This is a genomic window from Mycobacterium sp., from assembly GCF_965230835.1.
Classification (GTDB): Bacteria; Actinomycetota; Actinomycetes; order Mycobacteriales; family Mycobacteriaceae; genus Mycobacterium.
Window position 1 is genome coordinate 1605683 of sequence record NZ_CBDDLW010000002.1, and the last position, 22820, is coordinate 1628502.

Genomic DNA, 22820 nt, shown 5'->3' on the forward strand with positions numbered 1-22820 from the left:
CGCCACCGGCTCACTGATCGCAGAGATCACCGGCACCATCGACAACGACCCATGGTCCCCCGAGGCCATGACGTGGCCGCTTCTGCAGGTCATTGACGGATCGTTGGACGAGCCGTGGTGTGCCACGCTGGCTAGACATTTAGGTCACTTCGACATCGGCGCAGAGGCCGAGTACCGGCGGGGGCGGCGGTACTCGGTGGCGCGCAGGCTTGCCGGCCTTTTCGCCTCCTATGCGCGACAGCGGCCGAAGTTACTCGCCGACTGGCTAGTCGGCGACTGCAGTCACCTGGATGCCGACCTTGGCTGGCAGCCGCAGTTGTGGCGGGCACTGGTGGCGCTGGTACCCGCCGATCCCCCACACGTTTTGCACGCCAAGACTCTGGTCCAACTCCGACAACGACCAAGCAACCTGCCACCACGGCTATCGCTGTTCGGGCATACGCGGCTAGCGCGCACCGACATCGAACTTCTGGAAGCGTTGGCGACCCACCACGAGCTGCATCTGTGGATGCCGCATCCCAGCGATGAGCTGTGGCAAGCGCTCGCTGGCATGCGCGGCGTCGTTCCTCGCGTGGCCGACACCGGCCACCGCAAGGTCAGGAATCCACTGCTGGCAGCCCTCGGTCGAGACTTGCGCGAGCTGCAACGCTGCCTACCCGATAGTGCAGCCACTGACGAATTCCTCTGCGGCACAGATAAGCCCAGTTCCCTGTTGGGCTGGCTGCAGTCCGACGTCGCCGCCAACGCCGTGCGACCGGCAGGCCGCAGCCTCGCCGACGGTGACCGGTCTGTGCAGGTGCACAGCTGTCACGGCCCAGCCCGGCAGGTCGACGTGCTCCGTGAGGTGCTGCTCGGCCTGCTTGCCGACGACCCGACGCTACAACCGCGCGACATCCTGGTGATGTGCCCGGATATGGAGGCCTACGTGCCGTTGATCGTCGCGGACTTCGGGCTCGGCGACGTCGTGCGCGGGGCACACCCCGCACATCGACTTCGAGTGCGGCTCGCCGACCGCTCGTTGCTGCAAACAAACCCATTGCTGGCTCTCGCTTCGCAACTGCTGAAGCTGGCAGGGGGCAGAGCCACCGCAACCGAGGTGCTCAACGTTGCTCACGCGGCGCCGGTGCGCGCACGGTTCAACTTCAGCGACGACGATTTAGAGGGCATAACCGACTGGATCCGACAATCGAACATCCGGTGGGGATTCGACCAGGAGCACCGGATGCCCTTCGGGGTCGACTTCGTGCACAACACCTGGCGATTCGGCATCGATCGTGTATTGGCCGGCGTTGCGACCTCTAGCGACTCACACGTCTGGATCGACTCCACGCTGCCGCTCGACGACGTCAGCAGCGATCGGGTCGAGTTGGCCGGCCAATTCGCTGAATTCATCGACCGTCTCCAGCGTGTCGTTGACACTCTCACCGGGGCCCAACCACTGCGAGATTGGTTGACCGCACTTACCGATGGCATCACCCTGCTCACACACACGCACGACAACGACACCTGGCAAACCAGCCAAATGCGGAGCGAGTTCGCCGAAGTTCTTCGTATGGCCGGATCGTGGGACAACACCGTCATGCGCATGCCCGACCTGCGCGCGCTGTTGCAATCGCGCCTTGCCGATCAGCCCACCCGGGCCAATTTTCGCACCGGTGCGCTGACGGTCTGCAGCATGGTGCCGATGCGATCGGTCCCGCATCGAGTGGTGTGCCTGGTCGGCCTCGACGACGGCGTGTTCCCGCGGATCAGTGCCGTCGATGGTGACGACGCGCTGGCCCGGCAGCCGCTGACCGGTGAGCGCGACCTTCGTTCCGAAGATCGCCAACTGCTGCTCGACGCCATCGGGGCGGCCACCGACCACCTCGTCATCACCTATACCGGCGCCAACGAATACTCGGGTCAGCGCAGACCGCCTGCGGTACCGCTGGCCGAGCTTCTCGAAACTTTGGATGCAACCACCACCGGGAGAATCTATTCTCGCGTCGTCGTTGAGCATCCCCTGCAGCCGTTCGACATTCGCAACGTCGAGCGCGGAAAGCTAGTGCCCAAAGTACCGTTCAGCTTCGATCCGACTGTCTTGAACGCGGCTCGCATTGCCGTCGGCGAACGCACCGAACAACCGCGATTCATCGACAAACCGCTCCCGCCGCCGGCCGACGCCCCACCGACGAACATTGCCCTCGCCGATTTGGTGACCTTCTTCGAGGGGCCCGTGGAGGGCTTCTTTCGAGCCCTCGACTACACGCTGCCGTGGGACGTCGACGGTGTCGATGACGCCATACCGGTCGACATCGGCGCCCGCACCGAGTGGATTGTCGGCAATCGGATGTTGACCGACATCCTGGACGGAATGACCCCGGATGAAGCGCGACAAGCAGAGTGGCGCCGCGGCACGTTGCCGCCCGGGCAGCTCGGATGGCGCAAAGCAACCCTGATCCGTGACCAGGCGGCGGCGCTGGCGACCGCAGCGCGCCGGCACCGTCGCCACAGCGCGGCTGCCTACGACGTCGACATCGATCTCGGTTCCGCACGGCTCACCGGCACAGTGACACAGGTGTTCGGTGACCGGCTCGTGTCCGCGACCTACTCCAAACTGGACGGGAAGCACGTGCTCGAGTCGTGGATTCCGTTGTTGGCGTTGCTCGCGCAGGCCCCGGACCGTGACTGGTTCGCTGTCTGCATCGGCCGGCAGAAAAGAGGCTCCTTCCCGCGCGAGGAGGAGCTGGGCCCGCCACACACTGAACCCGCGTACGTCCTCGAAGACCTGGTGGCGATCTATAACGCTGGGCGGCGCGAACCAATTCCATTGCCCATAAAGACATCTTACGCATGGGCACTGGCCCGGCACTGCGGTGACGACCCGGTGAGTGCGGCGCTGGGCCGGTGGAAATCCAGCGACTGGTCTCCTGGCGAGGACCAGACGCCAGCGCACGTTCGGACGTGGGGGCGCAACGCGCGCCTTGCCGATCTGATGCAACCCCTGCGGCCAGGCGAAGAGTGCGAAGGAGAGGACAATCGGTTAGGCGCATTCGCCGCGCGACTCTGGCTGCCGATGCTTCGCGCCGAGAGGAACATATCGTAATGGACCAGTTCGATCTGCTCGGTCCACTACCCGCGCGGGGCTCGACCACCGTGCTCGAGGCCAGCGCGGGTACCGGCAAGACGTTCGTGTTAGCCGGTCTGGTAGTCCGCTATGTCGCCGACGGCTACGCAACGCTCGACCAAATGCTGCTCATCACGTTCGGGCGGGCCGCCAGTCAGGAACTTCGCGAGCGAGTCCGTTCCCAAATTGTGCTAGCACTAAGCGCTTTCAGCGATCCGTCGATGGCCGGCGACAACCAACTAGCGACACATTTGATCGACGGCACCACCGCCGAATGCGAGCTACGACAGCAACGCCTGCGCGATGCCCTGGCCGGATTCGACGCAGCGACAATCGCGACGACGCATCAGTTCTGCCGGCTCGTGTTGAGATCGCTGGGTGTCGCCGGCGACACGGACACGGACGTCACACTCGTCGAAGACCTCGGCAAGCTGATCACTGAAGTTGTCGACGATCTCTACCTCGTTCACTTCGGACGCGCCGCCAGCGATCCGGTACTGAGCTACCGCGAGGCGTCGCGGATCGCGCGCGAGGTGGTCGAAAACCCGGCGACGCAGTTGCGACCAGCTAACCCGCAACCCGGTTCGCCGGCTGCCGTTCGCGTCGCCTTCGCTAAAGACGTCCTTGCCGAATTGGAGATACGCAAGCGCCAACAGGCAATCCTCGGGTACGACGATCTACTCACCCGCCTGGCCGCGGCCCTGGAACCAGACGACTCGCCCGCCCGGGACCGGATGCGCCAACGCTGGCCCATTGTGATGGTAGATGAGTTTCAAGATACCGATCTCGTGCAATGGCAAGTCATCGACCGCGCATTCAGTGGGCAATCCACACTGATCCTCATTGGCGATCCGAAACAAGCGATCTATGCGTTCCGTGGGGGCGACATCGCCACCTATCTCAATGCGGCCGCGACGGCGGGAGACAAGCGGACGCTGAGCACGAACTGGCGCAGCGACTCCGCGCTCGTGCGCCGGTTACACGCTGTGTTGCGGGGCGCCGAGCTCGGCGACTCACAGATTGTGGTTCACGACATCAATGCCCACCACCAGGGCCACCGCCTCGCGGGCGCGCCGCACAACGATCCGTTTCGGCTGCGCGTGGTCCGCCGGGAGACGCTGGGGCGGAGCGGCATTCAGAATCTTCCAATCGGCGTTCTGCGCGAACACATCGGGCGCGACCTGGCCGCCGATATCGGTTGTCTGTTGTCTTCCGACGCGACATTCAACGACAGGCCCCTGCAGGCGCGTGACATCGCGGTGATCGTCGAGAAGCACACCGACGCGCGAGCCTGCCACACCGCGCTGGTCGGCGCAGGTATTCCCGCCGTATACACCGGCGGCTCGGACGTATTCGGTTCGGAGGCCGCTGACGACTGGCTTTCTCTCTTGGAAGCGTTCGACCAGCCGCATCGTTCCGGTGTAGTGCGGGCCGCAGCGTCGACAGTGTTCTTCGGCGAAACTGCGGCAAGCCTCGCGGCCGGCGGTGATGCGCTCACCGATCGCATCACAGAGACATTGCGTGAGTGGGCAGACTACGCCCGCGAACACGGAGTGGCCGCAATCTTCGAAGCTGCGCAATTGAGCGGCATGAGCGATCGCGTGCTTTCGTGTCGGGGCGGCGATCGGCGCATGACCGACCTAGCGCACCTGGCGCAGCTGTTGGCCGAGACCGCGCACCGTGAGCAACACACTTTGCCGGCGCTGCGGGACTGGCTGCGCGGTCAGCGCGAAGAGCACAGCGGCGCAACGGAACACAATCGCCGGATAGACAGCGATGCGGCCGCCGTACAGATCATGACCGTGTTCGCCAGCAAGGGGCTGCAATTCCCCATCGTGTATCTACCGTTCGCGTTCAACCGAAACACCGTGACGCGCGATCTGGTGCTGTTCCACGACGAGGGCGCACGCTGCCTGCACATCGGCGGCAAAGACAGCCCAGACTTCGGCGCGGTCGAGAAACTGGGCCGCGGCGAGGCCGCCAGCGACAACAGTCGGCTGACATACGTCGCGCTGACGAGGGCCCAGTCGCAGGTGGTCGCCTGGTGGTCACCTGCCTTCAACGAACCTAACGGCGGGCTGTCACGGCTGTTGCGGGGGCGTCGGCCTGGCCAAGCCGAAGTGCCGGAACGTTGTGTGCCGGCACGGATCGCGGACAAGGATGCTTGGGCTCGGTTTCGGGAATGGGAGGCCGTGGGCGGGCCGATGCTGGAAGAAGCGACGATATCCCCGCCCTCGCGCCTCGCCACCCAGACACCACCGTCGGATCTGGGTATTCGTCACTTCCATCGCACCATTGACAGCGCGTGGCGACGCACCTCGTACTCGAGGCTGATCAGCGACATTTATACGACGGAAACGGTGGGCGTCGCCAGCGAGCCGGAGCTTGTGCAGTCCGACGACGAAATCGGCCCCATTGCGCTCAGTAAAGTGCCGTCCAGGCGGGAAATCTTGTCTCCGATGGCTGAGCTGCCAGCAGGCAAGAAGTTCGGGACGCTGGTGCACGCCGTGCTTGAGACCGTCGATCCGTCCGCGCCCGATCTCGTCACCGAGCTTGAGGACCAGATCCGGGTGCATTTGCCACGGTGGCCGATCGACGCGCCCGCTGGCGAACTGGCTGCCGCGATGGTGCCGATGCATGACACCGGATTAGGTCCGCTGACCCACGGATTGACGCTACGCCAAATCGGACAACGGGACCGATTAACGGAGTTGAACTTCGAGTTTCCACTCGCCGGTGGCGACCTACCGGAAGTAGCTAGCGATCTTCGGTTGGCTGACGTCGGGATGCTGCTGCGGTCGCACCTACCGGCAGCAGACCCACTGGCGCCCTACGCCGACCGGTTGGTGGGCGATGCTCTAGGCCGCCAGCCGTTGCGTGGATATCTGTCCGGCTCGATCGACGTGATACTACGGGTCCCGAAGGGGCCCGGGTACCGGTATCTGGTTGTCGATTACAAGACCAATCGGCTCGGTGATCCGGATCGGCCATTGACCGCTGCGGACTACAGCCGAGATTGCCTGGTCGAGGTCATGCTGCACTCGGATTATCCGCTACAGGCACTTCTGTACAGCGTCGTGCTGCACCGGTTCTTGCGATGGAGACAGCCCGGGTACGAACCGTCGAAGCATCTTGGTGGCGTGCTGTACCTGTTCGTGCGGGGGATGTGCGGGGCGAGCAGTCCGATGGTCGAGGGCCATCCGGCCGGGGTGTTCAGCTGGCAACCACCAACTGCTCTGGTGACAGCACTCTCGGATGTTCTCGACGGCCAGGGCATCCCGGTGTGACGGGCAACAATGTCGACCCGATGAGCTGGCGGCGAACTGTGGGCGCCGCCGGGCTGCTGCGTGTGTTCAACGATGCCGACGTGATCGGCGCAGCCGATGTTCATGTTGCGCAGCGTGTTACCACCATGGCCGGCGAGTCTGACCCGCACGTCATGCTTGCCCTCGCGTTGCTGGTGCGCGCGCTGCGCGGCGGTTCGGTCTGCCTGGACTTACAGGCAATCAAAGAGCAGATAGGCGGCGCTGACCTACCGTGGCCAGCGCCGGAATCTTGGTTGGCGGCGGTGCGGGCCAGCCCATTGGTGCGATCGCCAACAGTACTGCGGATCGATGCCAACAACCTGCTGTACCTGGACAGGTACTGGCGCGAGGAGCAGCAAGCCGCGGACGATCTCTTGGCCCTGCTGCCGGCGCCAGGGCCAGTCAACACACCGAGAATGACTGCTGCCACCAACCGGTTGTTTCCGCCCGGATATGAGGAACAAGGCGAAGCCGCAAGCGTTGCTCTATCGCAGGGACTGACAGTGCTGACCGGCGGACCAGGCACCGGAAAGACAACAACGGTGGCGCGGTTGTTGGCGTTGTTCGCCGAGCAGGCGCAGGTGGCGGGCCTGCCGCGGCTACGCATGGCACTAGCCGCACCAACCGGGAAGGCCGCCGCAAGCCTGCAAGAGGCTGTCCGAGTAGCAGTCGACCAGCTGGATTCAGCTGATCGGCAACGACTCTCGGGGCTACAGGCAACCACGTTGCATCGGTTGCTAGGTCGCCGGCCAGATACGTCGTCGCGGTTCCGCCATCACCGCGGCAATCGACTGCCGCACGACGTAATCGTCGTCGACGAGACATCAATGGTGTCGCTGACAATGATGGCCCGGCTTTTAGAGGCAGTGCGCCCGACGACACGCCTGCTGCTAGCCGGTGATCCCAACCAGTTGTCGTCGGTGGAAGCGGGCGCGGTGTTGGCCGACCTGGTCGACGGATTCAAAGCGCGCGGCAGCACACCGGTAGTGACGCTGAAGACCGCGCATCGGTTCGGCGAATCGATCGGTGAGCTTGCGGAGTCGATCCGCGCCGGCGATGTCGACCGTGTTATTGATGTGCTAAGTGCCGGTGGTGATCACGTTGAGTGGATTCACGACGGCAACCCTGCCGATTCGCTACGCAATGTGCTTGTACCGCAGGCTCTTCAGCTGCGCCAGGCGGCAATTCTCGGTGACGCCTCAACAGCGATTTCAGCGCTCGACGAACACCGGCTACTATGCGCGCACCGCCACGGGCCCTATGGCGTAGCGCACTGGAATCAACAGATAGAGCGGTGGCTGACCGACGCCACTGGCGAGCCGATTTGGTCATCGTGGTATGCCGGGCGCCCGGTGCTGGTGACAACCACCAATTACGGCCTAGGAATCTACAATGGCGACAACGCGGTGACAGTCGCTCGCGATGGCCGACTTCGGGTTGCGTTCGCCGCCGCCGGCGATCCGCTCGAGATCGCACCGAGCAGACTCTCCGACGTAGACACCATGTATGCGATGACGATCCACAAGAGCCAAGGTAGCCAGGCCGATGACGTCACCGTCCTACTGCCTTCCGCAAATTCGCGCTTGCTGACGCGGGAGTTGTTCTACACGGCGGTGACCCGGGCCAAGCGCAAGGTTCGCGTAGTGGGGTCAATGGCATCGGTACGGGCCGCAATCGAACGGCGCGCCCTGCGCGCGACCGGGCTTCGGCTACGACTGCGTGCTGCGCCCAGATAGGAAACGGCGCCTGGCTATTCGGGCATCAGCATCTTAGGCATGAGCGCGGGTCTGCCTTTGATGAGTCGACTGCGTACCAGTTCGGGGCTAAGGCCCTTGAGACGGTCGATCCAGCGAATGCTGTTCGGAACATACCAATGCAGCCGCGTCGGGTGCTGGTAAGCACGCCACGCCGCCTCGGCCACACTGGCGGCCGGGACCAGGCGGAACATGCCTGTCTTGGGAACACGAGCGCGAATCTCCTCGGCGGATCGGGTCAGCTCGCCATGGTCGAGGTGGCCAGGCGCCGAGGTGATCATCGCCGTGTCGATCAGACCGGGTAGCACGTCAGCGACCCGGACACCATGTCGTTGCCATTCCACGCTGAGCGCCTCGGTCAATCCTTTAACCGCATGTTTGGTTGCGGAGTACACCGCGATACCCGGCATGCCATAGGTGCCTGACGACGACGACGTCGAGAACATCAAGCTGCCCGGGGCTTTCTTCAGATAGGGCAATGCACCATAGGCGCCCGCTAGCACCGCCTCGAAGTTCACCTCCACGGTACGTATTGCCGTTTGATAGGGCACGTCCTCGAACCAGCCAGACGCACTTATGCCAGCGTTGTTCCACATCATGTCCAGTGCGCCGCCAGCAGCGCCGGCGCAGAAATCAGCGAGAGCGCAATCAAGATCCGCTTTGTCCGTTACGTCCACAACGCGGGTCCACAGTCGTTCGGTACCGAGCTGACTACTCAGTGACGTCAGCCCATCCGCGTTACGGTCCACGGCCCCGACTCGCCAACCCCTGGCGTGGAATAGCCTTGTCCCCGCGTACCCTATGCCGCTACCAGCGCCGGTGACGAAGACCGATTTCACACCCTCCGACATATGGCGCCTTCCCGTCGCAGCCAGTAGTGAAGCGAACTCAATGTGGTGCAGCGTCTCGCTACCGATGATCAGGGCGCGTACCGACCCACAGCTGATTCTAGTTCTGTGACACCACTCGGCCACCTCGATACCCGACCGGTTGACCACGCGCGCCAGGCCGAAGGTCTACGTCCCGATCGCCATTCTCCCAATGCGAGCGACTTCGCTGGCGGGAGACCTCAACGAGCGGTGCGAGGTGGACGCGCTACCCGCGTCGTGGTCGCTGCGCCGCGGGACAGGGCAGCACCCCACGGCGAATATCCGGTTAACTTGTTCCGAGGCCGCTGACCGACGCGGCACGAAGCCGAGCCGAAGATCTCTAAGGACGCTTTGCCACTATGCGAGTCGACGGGCGCGACATCACCGTTTCCGGCAGCTTGCTGCAACCTCTACGACGGCGTACCAACGACATCCTGCGGCTCATCCTGGCGGCGGTCTTTCTCGCCGCCGTCATCACAAGTTCACTGATCACCAGGCCGCAATGGGTTGCGCTGGAAAAATCCGTCTCACAGATCATCGGGGTTTTGTCGCCCACTCAGTCCAACCTGGTTTACCTGGCTTACAGCATTACAATTTTGGCCTTACCGTTCGCGATCTTGATCGGCCTGATCGTCGCCCGCCAATGGAAACTGCTGGGCGCATACGCGATCGCTGGGCTGCTGGCCGTCCTCCCGTTTTCGATCAGCAGCAACGGCATCTCACCGCCCCGATGGCACTTCGATTTGTCCGACCGACTCGACACGGTGCCGGCCCAGGTCCTCGACGACCCGCGTTGGATCGCGCTGCTGGCGGCGGTGTTGACCGTCTCGGGTCCATGGCTGCCTGCGCGCCGACGACGCTGGTGGTGGGCGCTGCTGCTGGCCTTCGTTCCCATTCACCTCGTCATCAGCGCCGTAGTGCCCGACCGCGCCCTGTTAGGCCTGGCGGTGGGGTGGCTCGTCGGCGCTTTGGTCATCCTGGCAGTAGGCACGCCCGCACTCGAAGTGCCGCTTGATGGCGCCGTGCGCGCCTTGGTAAGGCGTGGATTCGCCGTCTCGGGGCTGACGGTGGTCCAACCAGCCGGCCGCAGCCCGCTCGTCCTTTCCGCGGTCGCCCAGACTCCCGGCACCACCGCGGTGATCGAGTTGTACGGCCCACATCAAAGCAGCGGTGGGGCGCTGCGCCAGCTGTGGCGGAAGCTAAGGCTGCGCGGCACGGAGACCGCTCCACTCCTGGCCTCAATGCGGCGCACCATCGAGCATCGTGCCCTCATGGCCATTGCCATCGGCGACGCAGGACTCGCCAACACGTCGACGATCGCCGTCGCCTCCCTCGACCGAGGCTGGACGTTGTACGCGCACGAGCCCGCTCGCGGCACCCCCATCGGCAAATGCGCGGAAACGACCCCCGTCGCCCGAGTTTGGCAAGCTCTGCACGGCCTGCACGATCAGCAAATCTCCCACGGCGACCTGCGCAGCGACGAGATCACGGTCGCCGGCGGCACCGTCCTTTTCGGGGGGTTCAGCACCGCCGAATACGGCGCCACCGACACCCAACTGCAGTCCGATCTTGCCCAACTCCTGGTGACCACCTCAGCGCTATATGATGCGGAGTCCGCGGTGAGCGCGGCGATCGACGTATTTGGCCAAGACACCGTCCTGAATGCGTCGCGCCGGCTTACCAAGTCCGCTGTTCCAAACCGCGTCCGCAGTTCGGTAGTCGACGCGAGCGCAGTAATCGCCAGCGCTCGGGCAGAAGTAAAGCGCCAAACGGGCGCAGACCAGATCAAAGCCGAAACCATCACTAGGTTCAGCCGCAGCCAGGTCATTCAGCTGATACTGATCGGAGCGCTGGTCTACGTCGCGTATCCGTTTATTGGCACCGTCCCGACGTTCTTTTCCCAGCTCAGAATCGCAAACTGGTGGTGGGCCCTGCTGGGCCTGGCGGTGTCGGCACTCACCTACGTCGGCGCGGCAGCGTCGCTATGGGCCTGCGCGGACGGACTGGTGGGCTTCTGGAAGTTGTCCATCATGCAGGTAGCCAACACTTTCGCCGCGACGACCACCCCGGCCGGCGTCGGTGGGCTCGCACTTAGCACCCGGTTCCTCCAGAAAGACATCTCACGAAGTTAAAAGTCAAGCCACGAGCGAGGGAGGAGGTGGAAAGGCTAGATGTTCGGTGTAGTGCTGGCCGGTTTGCAGGCAGTGGTGGAGTTGGCCGAGGAATTTGTTGAACAGATGTCGTTGGGCTTGGTGGTTCCAGTCTCCTGCGGCGCGGCGGGTGTCGTAGTGGCGACGGGCGCCCGGCGAGGCGCGCAGCGATGCCAAAGCCCAGATGGGACCCACGGCGGCCAGGCGCCGGTTCTTGATATGGCGGTGCAACACGAGGGTTTTCTTGCCGCTGGCGCGGGTGATCGGCGCGGCTCCGGCGAATGCTTTCAGTCCGCGGGCGTCGGTGAAGCGGGCGCGGTCATCACCGATCTCGGCGAGTACCCGGGCACCGGCCAGGTTCCCCAGTCCGGGGAAGCTGGTGATGATCGTGGAGTCCGGGTGCTGCTCAAAATGGGCGGTTGCCGCCTCGGCGAGATCAGCAGCAGTGGTGCAGGCAGCCTCGAACTGACCCAGCAGCCCTGCCAATTGGATACCCATCGCGTTCTCCACGACCGGTGGTTGGTGCAGGTAGGTGTCGGTGAACACCTCCCGCAACCGTTCGATGTCACGGTCGAGATGGCGGCGGCGGCCGGCCTTGGCCAGCAGTCGGCGCAGTCGGGCCGGGGTCAGCTTGGTCGCCTGGGTGGGGGTTGGTGCAGCAGCCAAGATGGTGCGCGCATCTCGACGAGCCAGCCCGCCCTCGGGCAGGTCGGCGAACGCGGTGATGGCCGCCGGGTAGAAATCTTTGAGCACATCGCGAATCTGGTTGCCGATGTGTTGACGTGCCCATACCGCGTCTTGCTGAGCGCGGGCCAGCACCCGGATCGCCTGGGCCAACTCGGTGTCGGCGGGCAATGGGCGGTGCGCGCCGGGGTCGGTGCGCACAATATTGGCCAGCAGCACCGCGTCGGCACCATCGGATTTGGCCCCCGACACCGCATACCGTGCCCGATACCGCGAAGCCGCCAACGGGTTGATCGGATAAATCACCCGGCCAGTTTCTCGCAGCGCCGCCACCCACAGGCCACGATCAGTTTCCATCCCCACTGGTATCGGATCAGCGGCACTGTCACCGGCCTCAGCCAGCAACGTCAACAGCTGCGCGAACCCGGCCGCATCATTGCCCAGCCGTGCACGGGCTACCACCCTCCCGTCGTCATCAACCACAGCAACATCGTGATGCTCAGTAGCCCAGTCGATTCCACAAAACAAGCCCAAGACGTCCTCACTTTTTCGTCGGTGGATGGTTGCGCCGTTACCGGTGGACTCACGCGGCGCCCTAATCGCGGGACTCCAAGGTCCGTCATCTCACTAGCCGTCCGTGACTCCAGCACATCGCAGGACTTCGTTCTGTCGAAGAGCTCAAGGCTCGAGAACAACCATCAGGAAGTCACCCCTGCGACGGGCTCGGGCAACGGAATCTCACCACCAACCCGACAAGACCTGCCGCCAGACGCGCCGCTCTTTCTCAAGTCGTCGAACGACGGGAACACCAGACGTCACCTGACGGCAGATCCCGCAAGAAACAGGCCCCGGTCACCAACACCCGGACCGGTAACCAATCCCTACTAAACGATTAGGAGGTCTGAACGCGTTGCGCGCCACGGCAGCAGTAGCGCTCCAGCAGTCGGTGCAGGTGATCGTCCACATCGTGTTGCTCGTCTCGTTCAGCACCGTCGCGGGTACCTCGACCGACCTGTCCCATTTCGTTCCCAACGCCACCGCGCTGTACCTGATCGCCGGCGTGGCCCTGGGCATCGTCGGCACCTTTCTCTTCGTGCCCAAGCTGCGGCGTTGGCTGGCAACGGCGGTGCGCCCGAAGCTCAAGGAGGTGGCAACCGATCTTGTCGAACTCGCTCGCGAGCCGCGCAGATTGGCGCTTATCGTACTCGGTTGCGCGGGAACAACTCTCGGTGCAGCGTTGGCCCTGTGGGCCAGTGTTGAAGCCTTCGGCGGCGGCACCACGTTCGTCACTGTGACCGTGGTGACGATGGTCGGCGGAACCCTCGCCTCGGCCGCTCCCACCCCGGGTGGCGTCGGAGCAGTCGAGGCGGCGCTGATCGGGGGGCTCGCCGCCTTCGGTGTGCCTGCGGCCGTGGGAGTGCCGTCGGTGTTGCTGTATCGGGTGCTTACCTGCTGGCTACCGGTGTTTGCCGGGTGGCAGGTAATGGGGTGGCTAACACGTAACGAAATGATCTGACTATCCCCGAACCGCCGCGCCAAACAGGCACAAAGGCAGGCGTCGGGGTATCTCAAGCGGAGGGTCTCAGCTACTCGCGCAGTTGCTGGCCTTTCGACTAGTCTCGATTTCGGCGGGGCGGCGACGGCGCCGACCCAGGTTCCGGGAGAAGCACGTCATGAAGGAGTTCACGGCAGCAATCGCGACTGTTGCATTGAGTCTGGCCCTGACCGGCTGCGGTTCCAACAGCAAACCCGACAGCAACCCATCCACAGCGGCGGCCACCACGAGCGCTACGTCGACGACCAGTTCAGTCCGGGCCTCTGGTTCCTACTACACCATCGCCGACTACATCAAAGACAACGACATCACAGAGACCACGGTCCACCACGGCGATCCGGGCTCCCCTACCATCGACCTGGCGGTGCCCAGGGATTGGCACGTGCTCGAAGAGAGCACCGGCGCGCCCTACGGGGGCATCGTCTACGACCAGCCCGCAAATCCGCGCGATCCCCCCACGATCATCGCGCTGGTATCCAAACTGACCGGGAACGTAGATCAGGCGAAGATCCTGCAATTCGCTCCGGGCGAGTTGCAGAATCTTCCCGGATTTGACGGCGGCGACGGAACGGAGTCAACCCTTGGCGGCTTCGAAGCGTACCAACTCGGTGGTTCATACACGCGCGATGGCACCGAACGCGCCATCGCGCAAAAGACCGTGGTGATCCCCAGCGGGTACGCCGTGTTCGTGCTGCAGCTCAATGCCGATTCGCCCAGCTCCGAGCAAGTCACGTTGATGGAAGCCACCGACATCATCGACAAAGAAACGACGATTAACCCCTAAGAACCCGATCGCACGGCGGAGACGAACACGCTCTGCGGCGGCCCATCTGGCAGCTCTGGAGTCGGACGTTGGTAGCGCGTCATCAATTCCTGCATCGGCACAGCCGACACGTCCCAGCCGTGGCCGCGTAGCCAGTCAGCGACGTCGGCGCGATCCTCGAAGTACCAGAGATCTTCAAAGTTCGGGATATCCCACTTTCCTGCTTTGGCGGCGGCTTCGCGGTATTGACGCATCTGCGATCGCTGCCGTTCACGAGCAGCTGGATCGTTGAATTCGGGGCCGGGTGCCTCGACGGCAATCCGACTTCCAGCCACCGACAGCGCCTGCACACGCTCAAACAGCAGGTCCTGGGCCGCCGCCGGCAGAAACGGCAACAACCCCTCAGCTAGCCATGCGCTCGCAGCACCGGCATCAAAACCAGCCCGTCGCAATGCGGTCGGCCAGTCGTGACGCAGATCAACCGGGACCGACACATGCGTGCACGACGGCTGGGCGCCATGATCCCGCAACGTCGACGACTTGAACTCCAGCACCTTGGGTTGATCGAGTTCATACACGATGGTGCCGTCGGGCCACGGCAACCGCCACGCCCGCGAATCCAGACCGGCCGCCAAGATCACCACCTGTCGCACGCCGGCATTGGTTGCGTCTGAGAAGAAACCGTCGAAGAATGCTGTCCGCGAAGCCAGGTAATCAACCATGGCCCGCATCCGCAGCGCCAGGTCGGGTGCGGCTTCGGCAAGCTCGGGCGGCAGCTCCGGACTCGAGAACATGTTCCATATGCCGTCGCCGGCAGCGTCGAGGAATATCCGCGCGAACCGATCGCTGATCAGCGGGTTCTCGCTCCCGGTTTCCGCGGCGCGGGCCGCCGCCACCGCCAGAGCCGTCGCCCCCACGCTCTCAGTGATATCCCAGCTGTCGTCATCTGATCTGGCCACATCGCTCCTTACAATCCGGCATTACCTCGACAGTACGTGAGCCGATTTGTAGCGATCGTGCACCGCAGCGCGGGGCCAGCGGCCGAATAGGGCTGAGCACGACACTGATGGCGTGCAGCTGCCATGCCGATAGCTTCTCCGCAATAACTGCCGTGAACCGCCTCGACCACGCAAACCTGTCGGCGCTTCGAATTCCTCACCGACCGCACCGAATTAGTCCTACGGTGTTGACATGACAGAAAAGTCTTACGCAGTCGAGATCGGACACCCACCGTCGAACCTGCTGCGCATTGTGAATCCCATTCTGGCCGCCCTGTTACACACGCCGCTTGTGGGGTCGTTACGCGAACAGCTCATGGTGCTGAGCTTCAACGGGCGGAAGTCGGGGCGGCAATTCTCAATTCCACTGAGCGCCCACATTATCGACGGTGAACTCTATGCGCTGACCAACGCCGCGTGGAAACAGAACTTCCTCGACGGCGCCCCCGCGCAGGTTCTCTACGACGGTAAGACGACTGCTATGCGCGGCGAGCTCATCCGTGACCGTGCAACAGTCGCCGACCTCGCCCTGCGGTGCGCTCAGTCCTACGACGTCAAGCAGGCACAACGCATGATGGGTTTGAAATTCCGCGACCAGCGCGTACCTACTCTGGAAGAATTCGGCGAGGCAGTCGAGCGGCTACGAATGGCGGCTATCCGATTAACTCCGGCCAGCTAGCTATCTCACCAGCAGCGCTTGACTCGGTTGCCTACCGCGATGTTTGACGCCCTCGCCGAGAACCCCTGGAGTCGTCGAGGGCAGCGGGCCGGACTGCGCGTCGGCTCGCAATTCGAGTCGTTGCCCCTTCCCTACCAGCTGATGAAGGCCTAGCGTCAACCTTATGACCGGGCGTCTTGCTCTCGATCGGATCGCTACGCAAGCGCGCCTGTCGCGTCTCCGTTCCACCTGGCCACCTCCAGGCGGGCCAACGATGACAACTCCGGATGCTCGCGCCAGTCTGACTGCGATCCAATATCGCGTCAGGCCGGCTCCGGCGAAGTGGAGGCCAGATGGAGACAGGTTCCTCGTCTGACGCGGCAGACGATACTCAACCCGAGCGACGTGGCGCCGCCTACCGGCGCGCCGGTCCATTAACCCAGGCGTTACGACCATTCACCAGGACCGGCGGCTTCTATGCTCGGTCCTGGGGTAGGTATCTCAATGGTGGGCCCGAGCTTCCCATGGCACGACCCACCATGATGCTTGCGGCGCAAGCGTTTTTTGATGAGGTCGTGCTGGCGGGGTTCCGGTCGGGCCCGCCGCTTAGCACGAACCCGGATGCGGTTGCGGATGCTCGCGAAGCCGTGATCGCAGCAACTGCGCTGTATGAGCAGCGGGGTTGGCTGCAGAACCCTGAAGGGTTCTTCGCGACGCCACCACCGCTAACTGATATCACTGTCAGGCCAGTGCACAGCCGAGGACGCAGCTACGAGCGCATCGCTTTTGCCAGCGGGTACGAACCGCACGACGGTGAGCCAGGCCGGGAACGTTGGCTGGGCTACACCGCCAACAGCCGGGTATACGGATTGATGCTGCGCCACCCCGAGCCAAGGCCCTGGCTGGTGTGTGTGCACGGCGCTCAGATGGGCCGAGCCGCAATCGACCTGGCGTTGTTCAGAGCCTGGCAGCTGCACGACGACCTTGGCTTGAACGTCGTACTTCCTGTCCTGCCGATGCACGGCCCGCGCGGGCGCGGGCTGCCGCCGGGAGCAGCGTTTCCTGGTAGAAACCTGCTCGACGATGTGCACGCCGCAGCTCAGTCGGTCTGGGATATCCGCCGAATGCTGTCGTGGATCCGATCGCGGCAACCCGACTCACCGATCGGACTGAACGGCCTCTCGCTCGGCGGCTACGTCTCGGCGCTCGTCGCCGAACTCTACGAGGGTCTCACGTGTGCGATTCTTGGAGTCCCGGTCGTCAACCTGGTCAAACTGATCGACCGTCACGCTGGCCTCGGCCGCAACGATCCCCGCCGAGAGGTACTGAGGCTAGCGAAGCCCATTGGTCAGATGGTCTCGCCGCTAGCACTTACTCCTCGGCTGCCCCTGCGAGGCCGCTTCATCTACGCGGGGGTCGCCGATCGGCTGGTACACCCACGCGAGCAGGTGACCAAGCTGTGGGAGCACTGGGGTAGACCCGAGATCATCTGGTACGAAGGCGGCCACGTCGGGTTCTTCCGATCCCGGCCGGTGCAGCAGTTCGTCCAGAACGCGTTGGTGCAGTCGGGGCTCGTAGAGGCGGAGCGAATCGGCCGCAACCGCTGAATGCCGCCACTTTGCTCGTCCTCACGATGACCTCGACAGCAATAGCCCCACCTTATTGCCCAGCCTCGGGCGTCATCACGCTGAACATCGCGCCCTGCGGGTCGGCCAAGACCGCGGTCCTGCCCACCGACGGGATGTCGAAGGGGTCCACGGCAACCTTGCCGCCGTGGGCGGCAGCCTTTGTCGCTACAGCATCGGTGTCATCTACCGCGAAGTAGACGTGCCAATGGTTCGGCACACCGGGCGCCGGCGGCTCCGCGCAGCCGCCAACATCGGTTCCGCCGGCATTGAGCACCCGGTAGCTCTGGCCGGCGGCCATCTCCATCGTCGTGTGTGTCATGCCAACCACGGCTTCGTAGAACGCTAGCGCCGAATCCGGTTTCTCGGTGATCAATTCGTTCCACATGACCGTCCCCGCCACGTTGACCAACGTTGCGCCAATGTGCTGATCGGCCTGCCAGAGCCCCACGGCCGCGCCGGCCGGATCCATGATGAAGGCCATCCGGCCGGCATCCCCGATGTCGAAAGCCGGTGGCTGGTCCCCGATATCGGGTCCACCTGGAATTAGAGCCAGGTTGTTGTTGATCTGGATTTTAGTTGATGTCGCAGGCTATGGGGTGATGGGTGTGGCTGCATTGGGCAGCGTATTCGGCCGGAGTGCGATAACCCAGCGATGAGTGGCGGTGGCGGTGGTTGTGCTCGTGTTTGAAATCGCTGATCACCACCTTGGCTTCGAGCAGGTCAGTCCAGTAGTTGCGGTTCAGACACTCCTTTCGTAAGCGGCTGTTAAAGGATTCAATGTAGGGGTTTTTCCAGGGCTGACCTGGGGGGATATAGGTCAGCCCGACTTTTCCGTCGCAAAACTGCTGCAACGCTTGAGAAATCAGCTCCGGCCCGTTGTCCATGCGCAGCACCGTGGGCGGACCCCCGGCAGTGGTGAACACTCGCTCGAGCTCGTCGACCAGCGCCTCGGCGGTGATGGAGCGTGCGGTCATGTCCAGCAGCGACTCGCGAGTGTGCTCATCGAGCATCGAGGCGATCTTGACCGACCTGCCGTCGATAGTGGAGTCAAACTGAAAATCCAGCGCCCACACCACCTTGGGGGCATCGGCGATGATCGGCGGCACTGAGGGCACACCACCACGTTTGCGTGGGGAGCGGACGGCGACTTGCAGTCCCTCTTGGCGCCACAGCCGGTGGATCTTCTTCTTGTTGACCTGGTGATGCTCGTCGTAGCGCAACGCCGACCACGCACGGCGAAACCCGTGACAGGGGTGTTTGCGGGCGTAGGAACGCAGCCAGGCCCGCAGATCGGCATCCGGGTCCGCCGGGGTCTGGTCGATACGGACACGTCGGTAGGTTGAGCGGGCCAGCCCAACCGCTTGGCACGCCAACCGTTCTGAGATGCCCTTGACTTCTGTGAGCATGTCCACGGCGCGGCGTTTGGCGGCTGGGCTCAAAATTTTCCCTTGGCCACCTCACGTAGGGCGTCTTTGACGAGCTCGGCCTCGGCCAACAGCCGTTTGAGCCGCCCGTTTTGCTCGCGCAGTTCCTTGAGCTCGCGGGCCGCATCGAGATCCATTCCCCCGTAGGCTCGGCGCCAGTTGTACAGGGTGGCCGCCGATACCCCCAGCTCGGCAGCGATCTGCTCACCGGAGCTGCCGCCGGCGGCCAGCTCATCAGCTCGGCGCAGCTTGCGCACAATGTCTTCGGCGGCATACCTCTTACGACCAGCCATTTCCTTGTCCCTTCCAGCCCACGTTTAGGGCCACGAGACTCTAAAACAAGCTGGACTCATTCACGGGGAACACGCCACCGGCACCAGCACCTGTCCCCCACCGGTTGTCACCTTGCCAACTGCGACGTCAACGCTGTCCACGGCGATATAGGTGTTCCACATCGGCGGCATTCCGTCCGGCGCACCCGGCGGCATGGGTGCGATGGCGGCGACGTTTTCTCCGTTCAATGTGGCCATGGAGTACACGGCACCACCTTCTGGCATCGGGTTGTCGTCGTAGCTCCAGCCGAACAGGGACGTGTAGAACTGCTTGGCCGCCGGCGGGTCGGTGGTCTGTAAGTCGACCCAATTCGGCGTGCCCTGTGCGTATTCCGTTCTCTTGGGCATGATCGACCTTTCGTTAGTTGGCGGATGTGTGGACGAGGGAGGGGCGACGACCGGTGAAGCCGATCAGCCGATCGAGGACTCCGGCATGTGGCCCGATGGCCACAGGTTGGTCGAAGCCCGCGTAGCTGCGTGATTCAGGGGTGATGACTTCGCGGGCCACCTCCAACACGAACGCGGCCACTGGCTCGGATACCACTACCGCGCAGCCGATCGCATTCGCGAAATCCCAGGCATGAACTAGGAATTCGAGACACAGAATGCCGACCGGCAGAACCGCGGGCACCTCGTTCGAATTCAGCTCAACGGTGCCGGCCAAACCTCGTCGACGCCACGTTTCCAGCACGACTTGGGCCGCGTCGGCCAGCTGGACCTCCAGCGGCGCGGCCAGATCGCGGGGCGGGAGCTGCGCGCCCGCGGCAGCGCCGATAGCCCTCATAGATCCCATCAAATGATCGGCCAGCTGCGCGACGTCGTACTTGACGCAGGGTGTTTGCTTGGGAGCGTCACGGGGGTCAATCCGACGCAGCACGTGTTGCAGAACCGCTAATGTCGCTTCGGCGCATGACAATTCGTCTATGTGATCTGGCGCGGCAGCCCATGGGTCTGGGCCAGCATCGCCGTGCTGGCCCGCAGCGACCAGCCTGCCCAGGAAGTGATGCCAACCCTCGGCATGACGCTCAGTCTGCTCGTGCGTCAGCCCGTCATGGACGAGGTGTACCTCGGTGCCGCCATCGACTGGGGCCAGTGTGATGGTCACGGTCGACTGGCCTGGTAGAGGATCTCCACCGACCTCCCACCCCCAGGACAAGACCATTTTCTTGCCGGGGTTCAGATCGACAACGGTTCCCGCCGCGGTGCGGCCCGGGATCACGGTCCACCGATAAGCGCCGCCGACGCGCAGCTCGACGCGGCAGGCGACGGTCAGCCAACGCCGAAGCCGGTCAGTCCGGGCGATGAGCGCGAAGGTATCGGTCGAGGAAAGCGGCACAACAACGGCTGTTTCGAATGGCATGGCCAGCGCTCCTTGCGACGGTGCATGGTGCGATGCTGCGACATCACCGAATAGAAGGTGGGAGGCTGGACAGATAGCCGCATGACACTGAATTCGTTGCATTTCCGCACTGACAGAAGTGCAAGCCGCCGGCGCCAGGTCGGTTCTGCTGCAACGTCGAGCATGTCCAGCACAAAGAAATACGCTAGCTGCTGCTGACGCATTGAGCAATGAGTTCAGATTTCCTGAAACCAAAAGGAACGGCCGCACTGACGACCTTGCAGCTCCGGCTACGCTCCATTTCCAGAAAATCTCAAAAGCATGAGATAAGAAGTCAACAGCTGTACGCTGACCATCCAACTTGCTAGGTGGATGACTGTCATTTGATTAGGGGGAATTTCATGTCTTTTGTGTCTGTTGTTCCTGACGAATTGAGCTTAGCTGCTGGTGATTTGGCCGGCATCGGATCGATAATCAATTCTGCCCGCACTGTTGCGGCCGGACCCACTACAGAGGTGGCTCCCGCTGCGGCCGACGAAGTGTCAACCGCGCTGGCGGCGTTGTTTAGTGTCCACGCTCAAGAGTTTCAGACGATGAGCGCACAAGCGGCGAGCTTTCATGAACAGTTCGTGCAAACCATCCAAGGTGACGGCCTGAGATACTTTGAAACCGAGTTCGCCAACGCGCAGCAGCATCTAGCTACCCAGTTCGACAACCTCCAGCAAAATCTTCTCAACGCAGTCAATGCGCCCACCAATGCATTGTTCGGGCGCCCACTGATCGGAAATGGCGCCAACGGGGCTCCCGGTAGCGGAGCCGACGGCGGCGCCGGCGGCATCTTGTTCGGCAACGGCGGAGCAGGCGGGTCGGGGTCAGGTGGCCAAGCGGGCGGCGCTGGCGGAGCCGCCGGTCTGTTCGGCAACGGCGGAGCAGGCGGCTCCGGCGGCATCAATGGAGCGGGTGGGGCTGGCGGCAATGGTGGCTTGTTGTTCGGCAGCGGCGGAACCGGCGGCAACGCCGGCGGCTTTGGTGGCATGGCCGGCGGCGCCGGCGGCAACGCCGGGTGGTTGTTCGGCAATGGCGGTGCCGGTGGCGCTGGCGGATTAGGTGTCGGTGAGACGGGCGGAGTCGGCGGTGCCGGTGGCAACGGCGGCTTGCTGGGCGGCAACGGCGGTGCCGGTGGTGCCGCCGGCGATTCCGGCGGCACCGGTGGAGCCGGGGGCACTGGCGGCTTGCTGTTCGGTAATGGCGGCGCCGGCGGCGGCGGTGGCGTTGGCGGTGGTGCTGGCGGAGCCGGCGGCAGCGGAGGCGTGTTGTTCGGCGATGGCGGGGCCGGCGGGGCCGGCGGAGTGGAAATCACCGACGGCGAGACTGCCGGGGCCGGTGGAGCGGGCGGCAATGCGGGCTTGCTGGGCGGTGCCGGCGGCGCCGGCGGGGCCGGCGGCACGGGCAGCGGGTTTGGCAATAGCGCTGCCGTCAACGGTGGCGCCGGCGGGGCCGGCGGAGTCGGCGGCGCGTTGTTCGGAACGGGCGGGGCCGGCGGAGCCGGCGGAGTAAGCATTGGCGACGTCACAGCAGTCGGGGCCGGCGGGGCCGGTGGGGCCGGCGGCCTCGGAGGCTGGTTGTTCGGCACTGGCGGAACCGGCGGCGCCGGCGGAGTCAGCCTTGGCGGCACCGCAACCGACGGGCCAGGAGGTGCCGGCGGCACCGGAGGCAGTGGCGGTTGGCTAGGCGGCACCGGTGGAGCCGGCGGGAACTCCGTTTCCGACGGTGGCGACGGCGGCAACGGCGGCAACGCCATTCTTATCGGCAACGGCGGCAACGGCGGCAACGGCGGTTTTGCCCCAACTTCCGGCGCGGGCGGCACCGGCGGCACCGGCGGTGTACTGCTTGGCGAGAACGGAGCCAACGGATTAACCTAGGCGGCGCGTGTTTTCGGACTCTTATTGGGCCTCTTAGGGTTCGAAGCGAACGCACCACAATGGCGGTTTTGGCTGGCGAAACTGTGTCAAATCAATCTGGCTGGACCGGCTTCACACGCATTTGCTGAATAGCCGTCCCTATCCACGATAAGAATCAGGCACATCCCAAGACCCCGCCTGGCCTTAACAGGGGTCCGCACCGACATATTGGAATACCCGCCAAGCAGCCGGTGAACCCACGTACGGCGCTGCACGTGGGCCCGGTCATGACCACGCACAAATCGCCTCGGCCGGCGACTGCTACAAGAATGCGCCCAGAGTGCGACCGGGTGC

11 protein-coding genes and 5 pseudogenes are annotated in these 22820 nt (G+C 63.9%); 9 read left to right on the forward strand and 7 right to left on the reverse strand.

The features are described from left to right. Nucleotides 1-10: 10 nt before the first annotated feature. The 3 genes and pseudogenes from recC to recD form a co-directional block, all read left to right on the forward strand. Nucleotides 11-3085 (forward strand): annotated as a pseudogene (gene recC, locus ACO07W_RS07890) (exodeoxyribonuclease V subunit gamma); the annotation flags it as partial. Then, nucleotides 3085-6393: an exodeoxyribonuclease V subunit beta gene (recB, locus tag ACO07W_RS07895; protein WP_421842190.1), complete on the forward strand. Its 3309-nt coding sequence runs from the start codon at nucleotides 3085-3087 to the stop codon at nucleotides 6391-6393. The pseudogene recC and the gene recB, both read left to right, overlap by 1 nt. Nucleotides 6394-6413: 20 nt before the next feature. Further along, nucleotides 6414-8147: an exodeoxyribonuclease V subunit alpha gene (gene recD / locus ACO07W_RS07900; RefSeq protein WP_421842192.1), complete on the forward strand. Its 1734-nt coding sequence runs from the start codon at nucleotides 6414-6416 to the stop codon at nucleotides 8145-8147. 14 nt (nucleotides 8148-8161) lie between these two features. On the opposite strand, the gene ACO07W_RS07905 is transcribed toward recD, so the two are convergent. Continuing rightward, entirely contained in the window at nucleotides 8162-9004 is an 843-nt protein-coding gene (locus ACO07W_RS07905; protein WP_421842194.1) for an SDR family oxidoreductase, read from the reverse strand. A gap of 389 nt (nucleotides 9005-9393) precedes the next feature. Here ACO07W_RS07905 and ACO07W_RS07910 point away from each other — a divergent pair. Then, nucleotides 9394-11148 (forward strand): annotated as a pseudogene (locus ACO07W_RS07910) (TIGR00374 family protein); the annotation flags it as partial. Nucleotides 11149-11169: 21 nt separating this feature from the next. Here ACO07W_RS07910 and ACO07W_RS07915 read toward each other — a convergent pair. Then, complete coding sequence (locus ACO07W_RS07915; RefSeq protein ID WP_421845748.1) at nucleotides 11170-12396, reverse strand: IS110 family transposase; 1227 nt, start codon at nucleotides 12394-12396, stop codon at nucleotides 11170-11172. Between the two features lie 367 nt (nucleotides 12397-12763). On the opposite strand from ACO07W_RS07915, the pseudogene ACO07W_RS07920 reads away from it, so the two are divergent. Continuing rightward, nucleotides 12764-13384, forward strand: a pseudogene (locus ACO07W_RS07920) (lysylphosphatidylglycerol synthase transmembrane domain-containing protein); the annotation flags it as partial. A 157-nt stretch (nucleotides 13385-13541) separates the two neighbouring features. After that, nucleotides 13542-14207, forward strand: coding sequence for an LpqN/LpqT family lipoprotein (locus tag ACO07W_RS07925; RefSeq protein ID WP_421842196.1), 666 nt, complete (start codon nucleotides 13542-13544; stop codon nucleotides 14205-14207). Here ACO07W_RS07925 and ACO07W_RS07930 read toward each other — a convergent pair. Beyond that, complete coding sequence (locus ACO07W_RS07930) at nucleotides 14204-15145, reverse strand: class I SAM-dependent methyltransferase (RefSeq protein ID WP_421842198.1); 942 nt, start codon at nucleotides 15143-15145, stop codon at nucleotides 14204-14206. The two genes, ACO07W_RS07925 and ACO07W_RS07930, sit on opposite strands and share 4 nt — an antisense overlap. 232 nt (nucleotides 15146-15377) lie before the next feature. Between ACO07W_RS07930 and ACO07W_RS07935 the strand changes: the two genes are divergently transcribed. Both ACO07W_RS07935 and ACO07W_RS07940 read left to right on the forward strand, forming a co-directional pair. After that, nucleotides 15378-15863, forward strand: a complete 486-nt coding sequence (locus ACO07W_RS07935; RefSeq protein ID WP_421842200.1) for a hypothetical protein — start codon at nucleotides 15378-15380, stop codon at nucleotides 15861-15863. Nucleotides 15864-16195: 332 nt separating this feature from the next. After that, nucleotides 16196-17449: an alpha/beta hydrolase family protein gene (locus ACO07W_RS07940; RefSeq protein ID WP_421842202.1), complete on the forward strand. Its 1254-nt coding sequence runs from the start codon at nucleotides 16196-16198 to the stop codon at nucleotides 17447-17449. 52 nt (nucleotides 17450-17501) lie between these two features. On the opposite strand, the pseudogene ACO07W_RS07945 reads toward ACO07W_RS07940, so the two are convergent. The 4 genes and pseudogenes from ACO07W_RS07945 to ACO07W_RS07960 form a co-directional block, all read right to left on the reverse strand. Then, nucleotides 17502-18017 (reverse strand): annotated as a pseudogene (locus ACO07W_RS07945) (VOC family protein); the annotation flags it as partial. 25 nt (nucleotides 18018-18042) lie between these two features. Then, nucleotides 18043-19187, reverse strand: a protein-coding gene (locus ACO07W_RS07950; RefSeq protein WP_421840069.1) for an IS3 family transposase whose coding sequence is annotated in 2 segments (ribosomal slippage) — nucleotides 18043-18920 and nucleotides 18920-19187 — 1146 coding nt in all. Because the reading frame shifts where the segments join, the coding sequence is not laid out codon by codon here. A 78-nt stretch (nucleotides 19188-19265) separates the two neighbouring features. After that, nucleotides 19266-19574 (reverse strand): annotated as a pseudogene (locus ACO07W_RS07955) (VOC family protein); the annotation flags it as partial. A 13-nt stretch (nucleotides 19575-19587) separates the two neighbouring features. Next, entirely contained in the window at nucleotides 19588-20679 is a 1092-nt protein-coding gene (locus ACO07W_RS07960; RefSeq protein ID WP_421845866.1) for a TIGR03086 family metal-binding protein, read from the reverse strand. Nucleotides 20680-20966: 287 nt separating this feature from the next. Between ACO07W_RS07960 and ACO07W_RS07965 the strand changes: the two genes are divergently transcribed. Continuing rightward, a complete protein-coding gene (locus ACO07W_RS07965; RefSeq protein ID WP_421842204.1) occupies nucleotides 20967-22487 on the forward strand; it encodes a PE family protein in 1521 nt (506 codons plus the stop codon). Nucleotides 22488-22820: the final 333 nt, after the last annotated feature.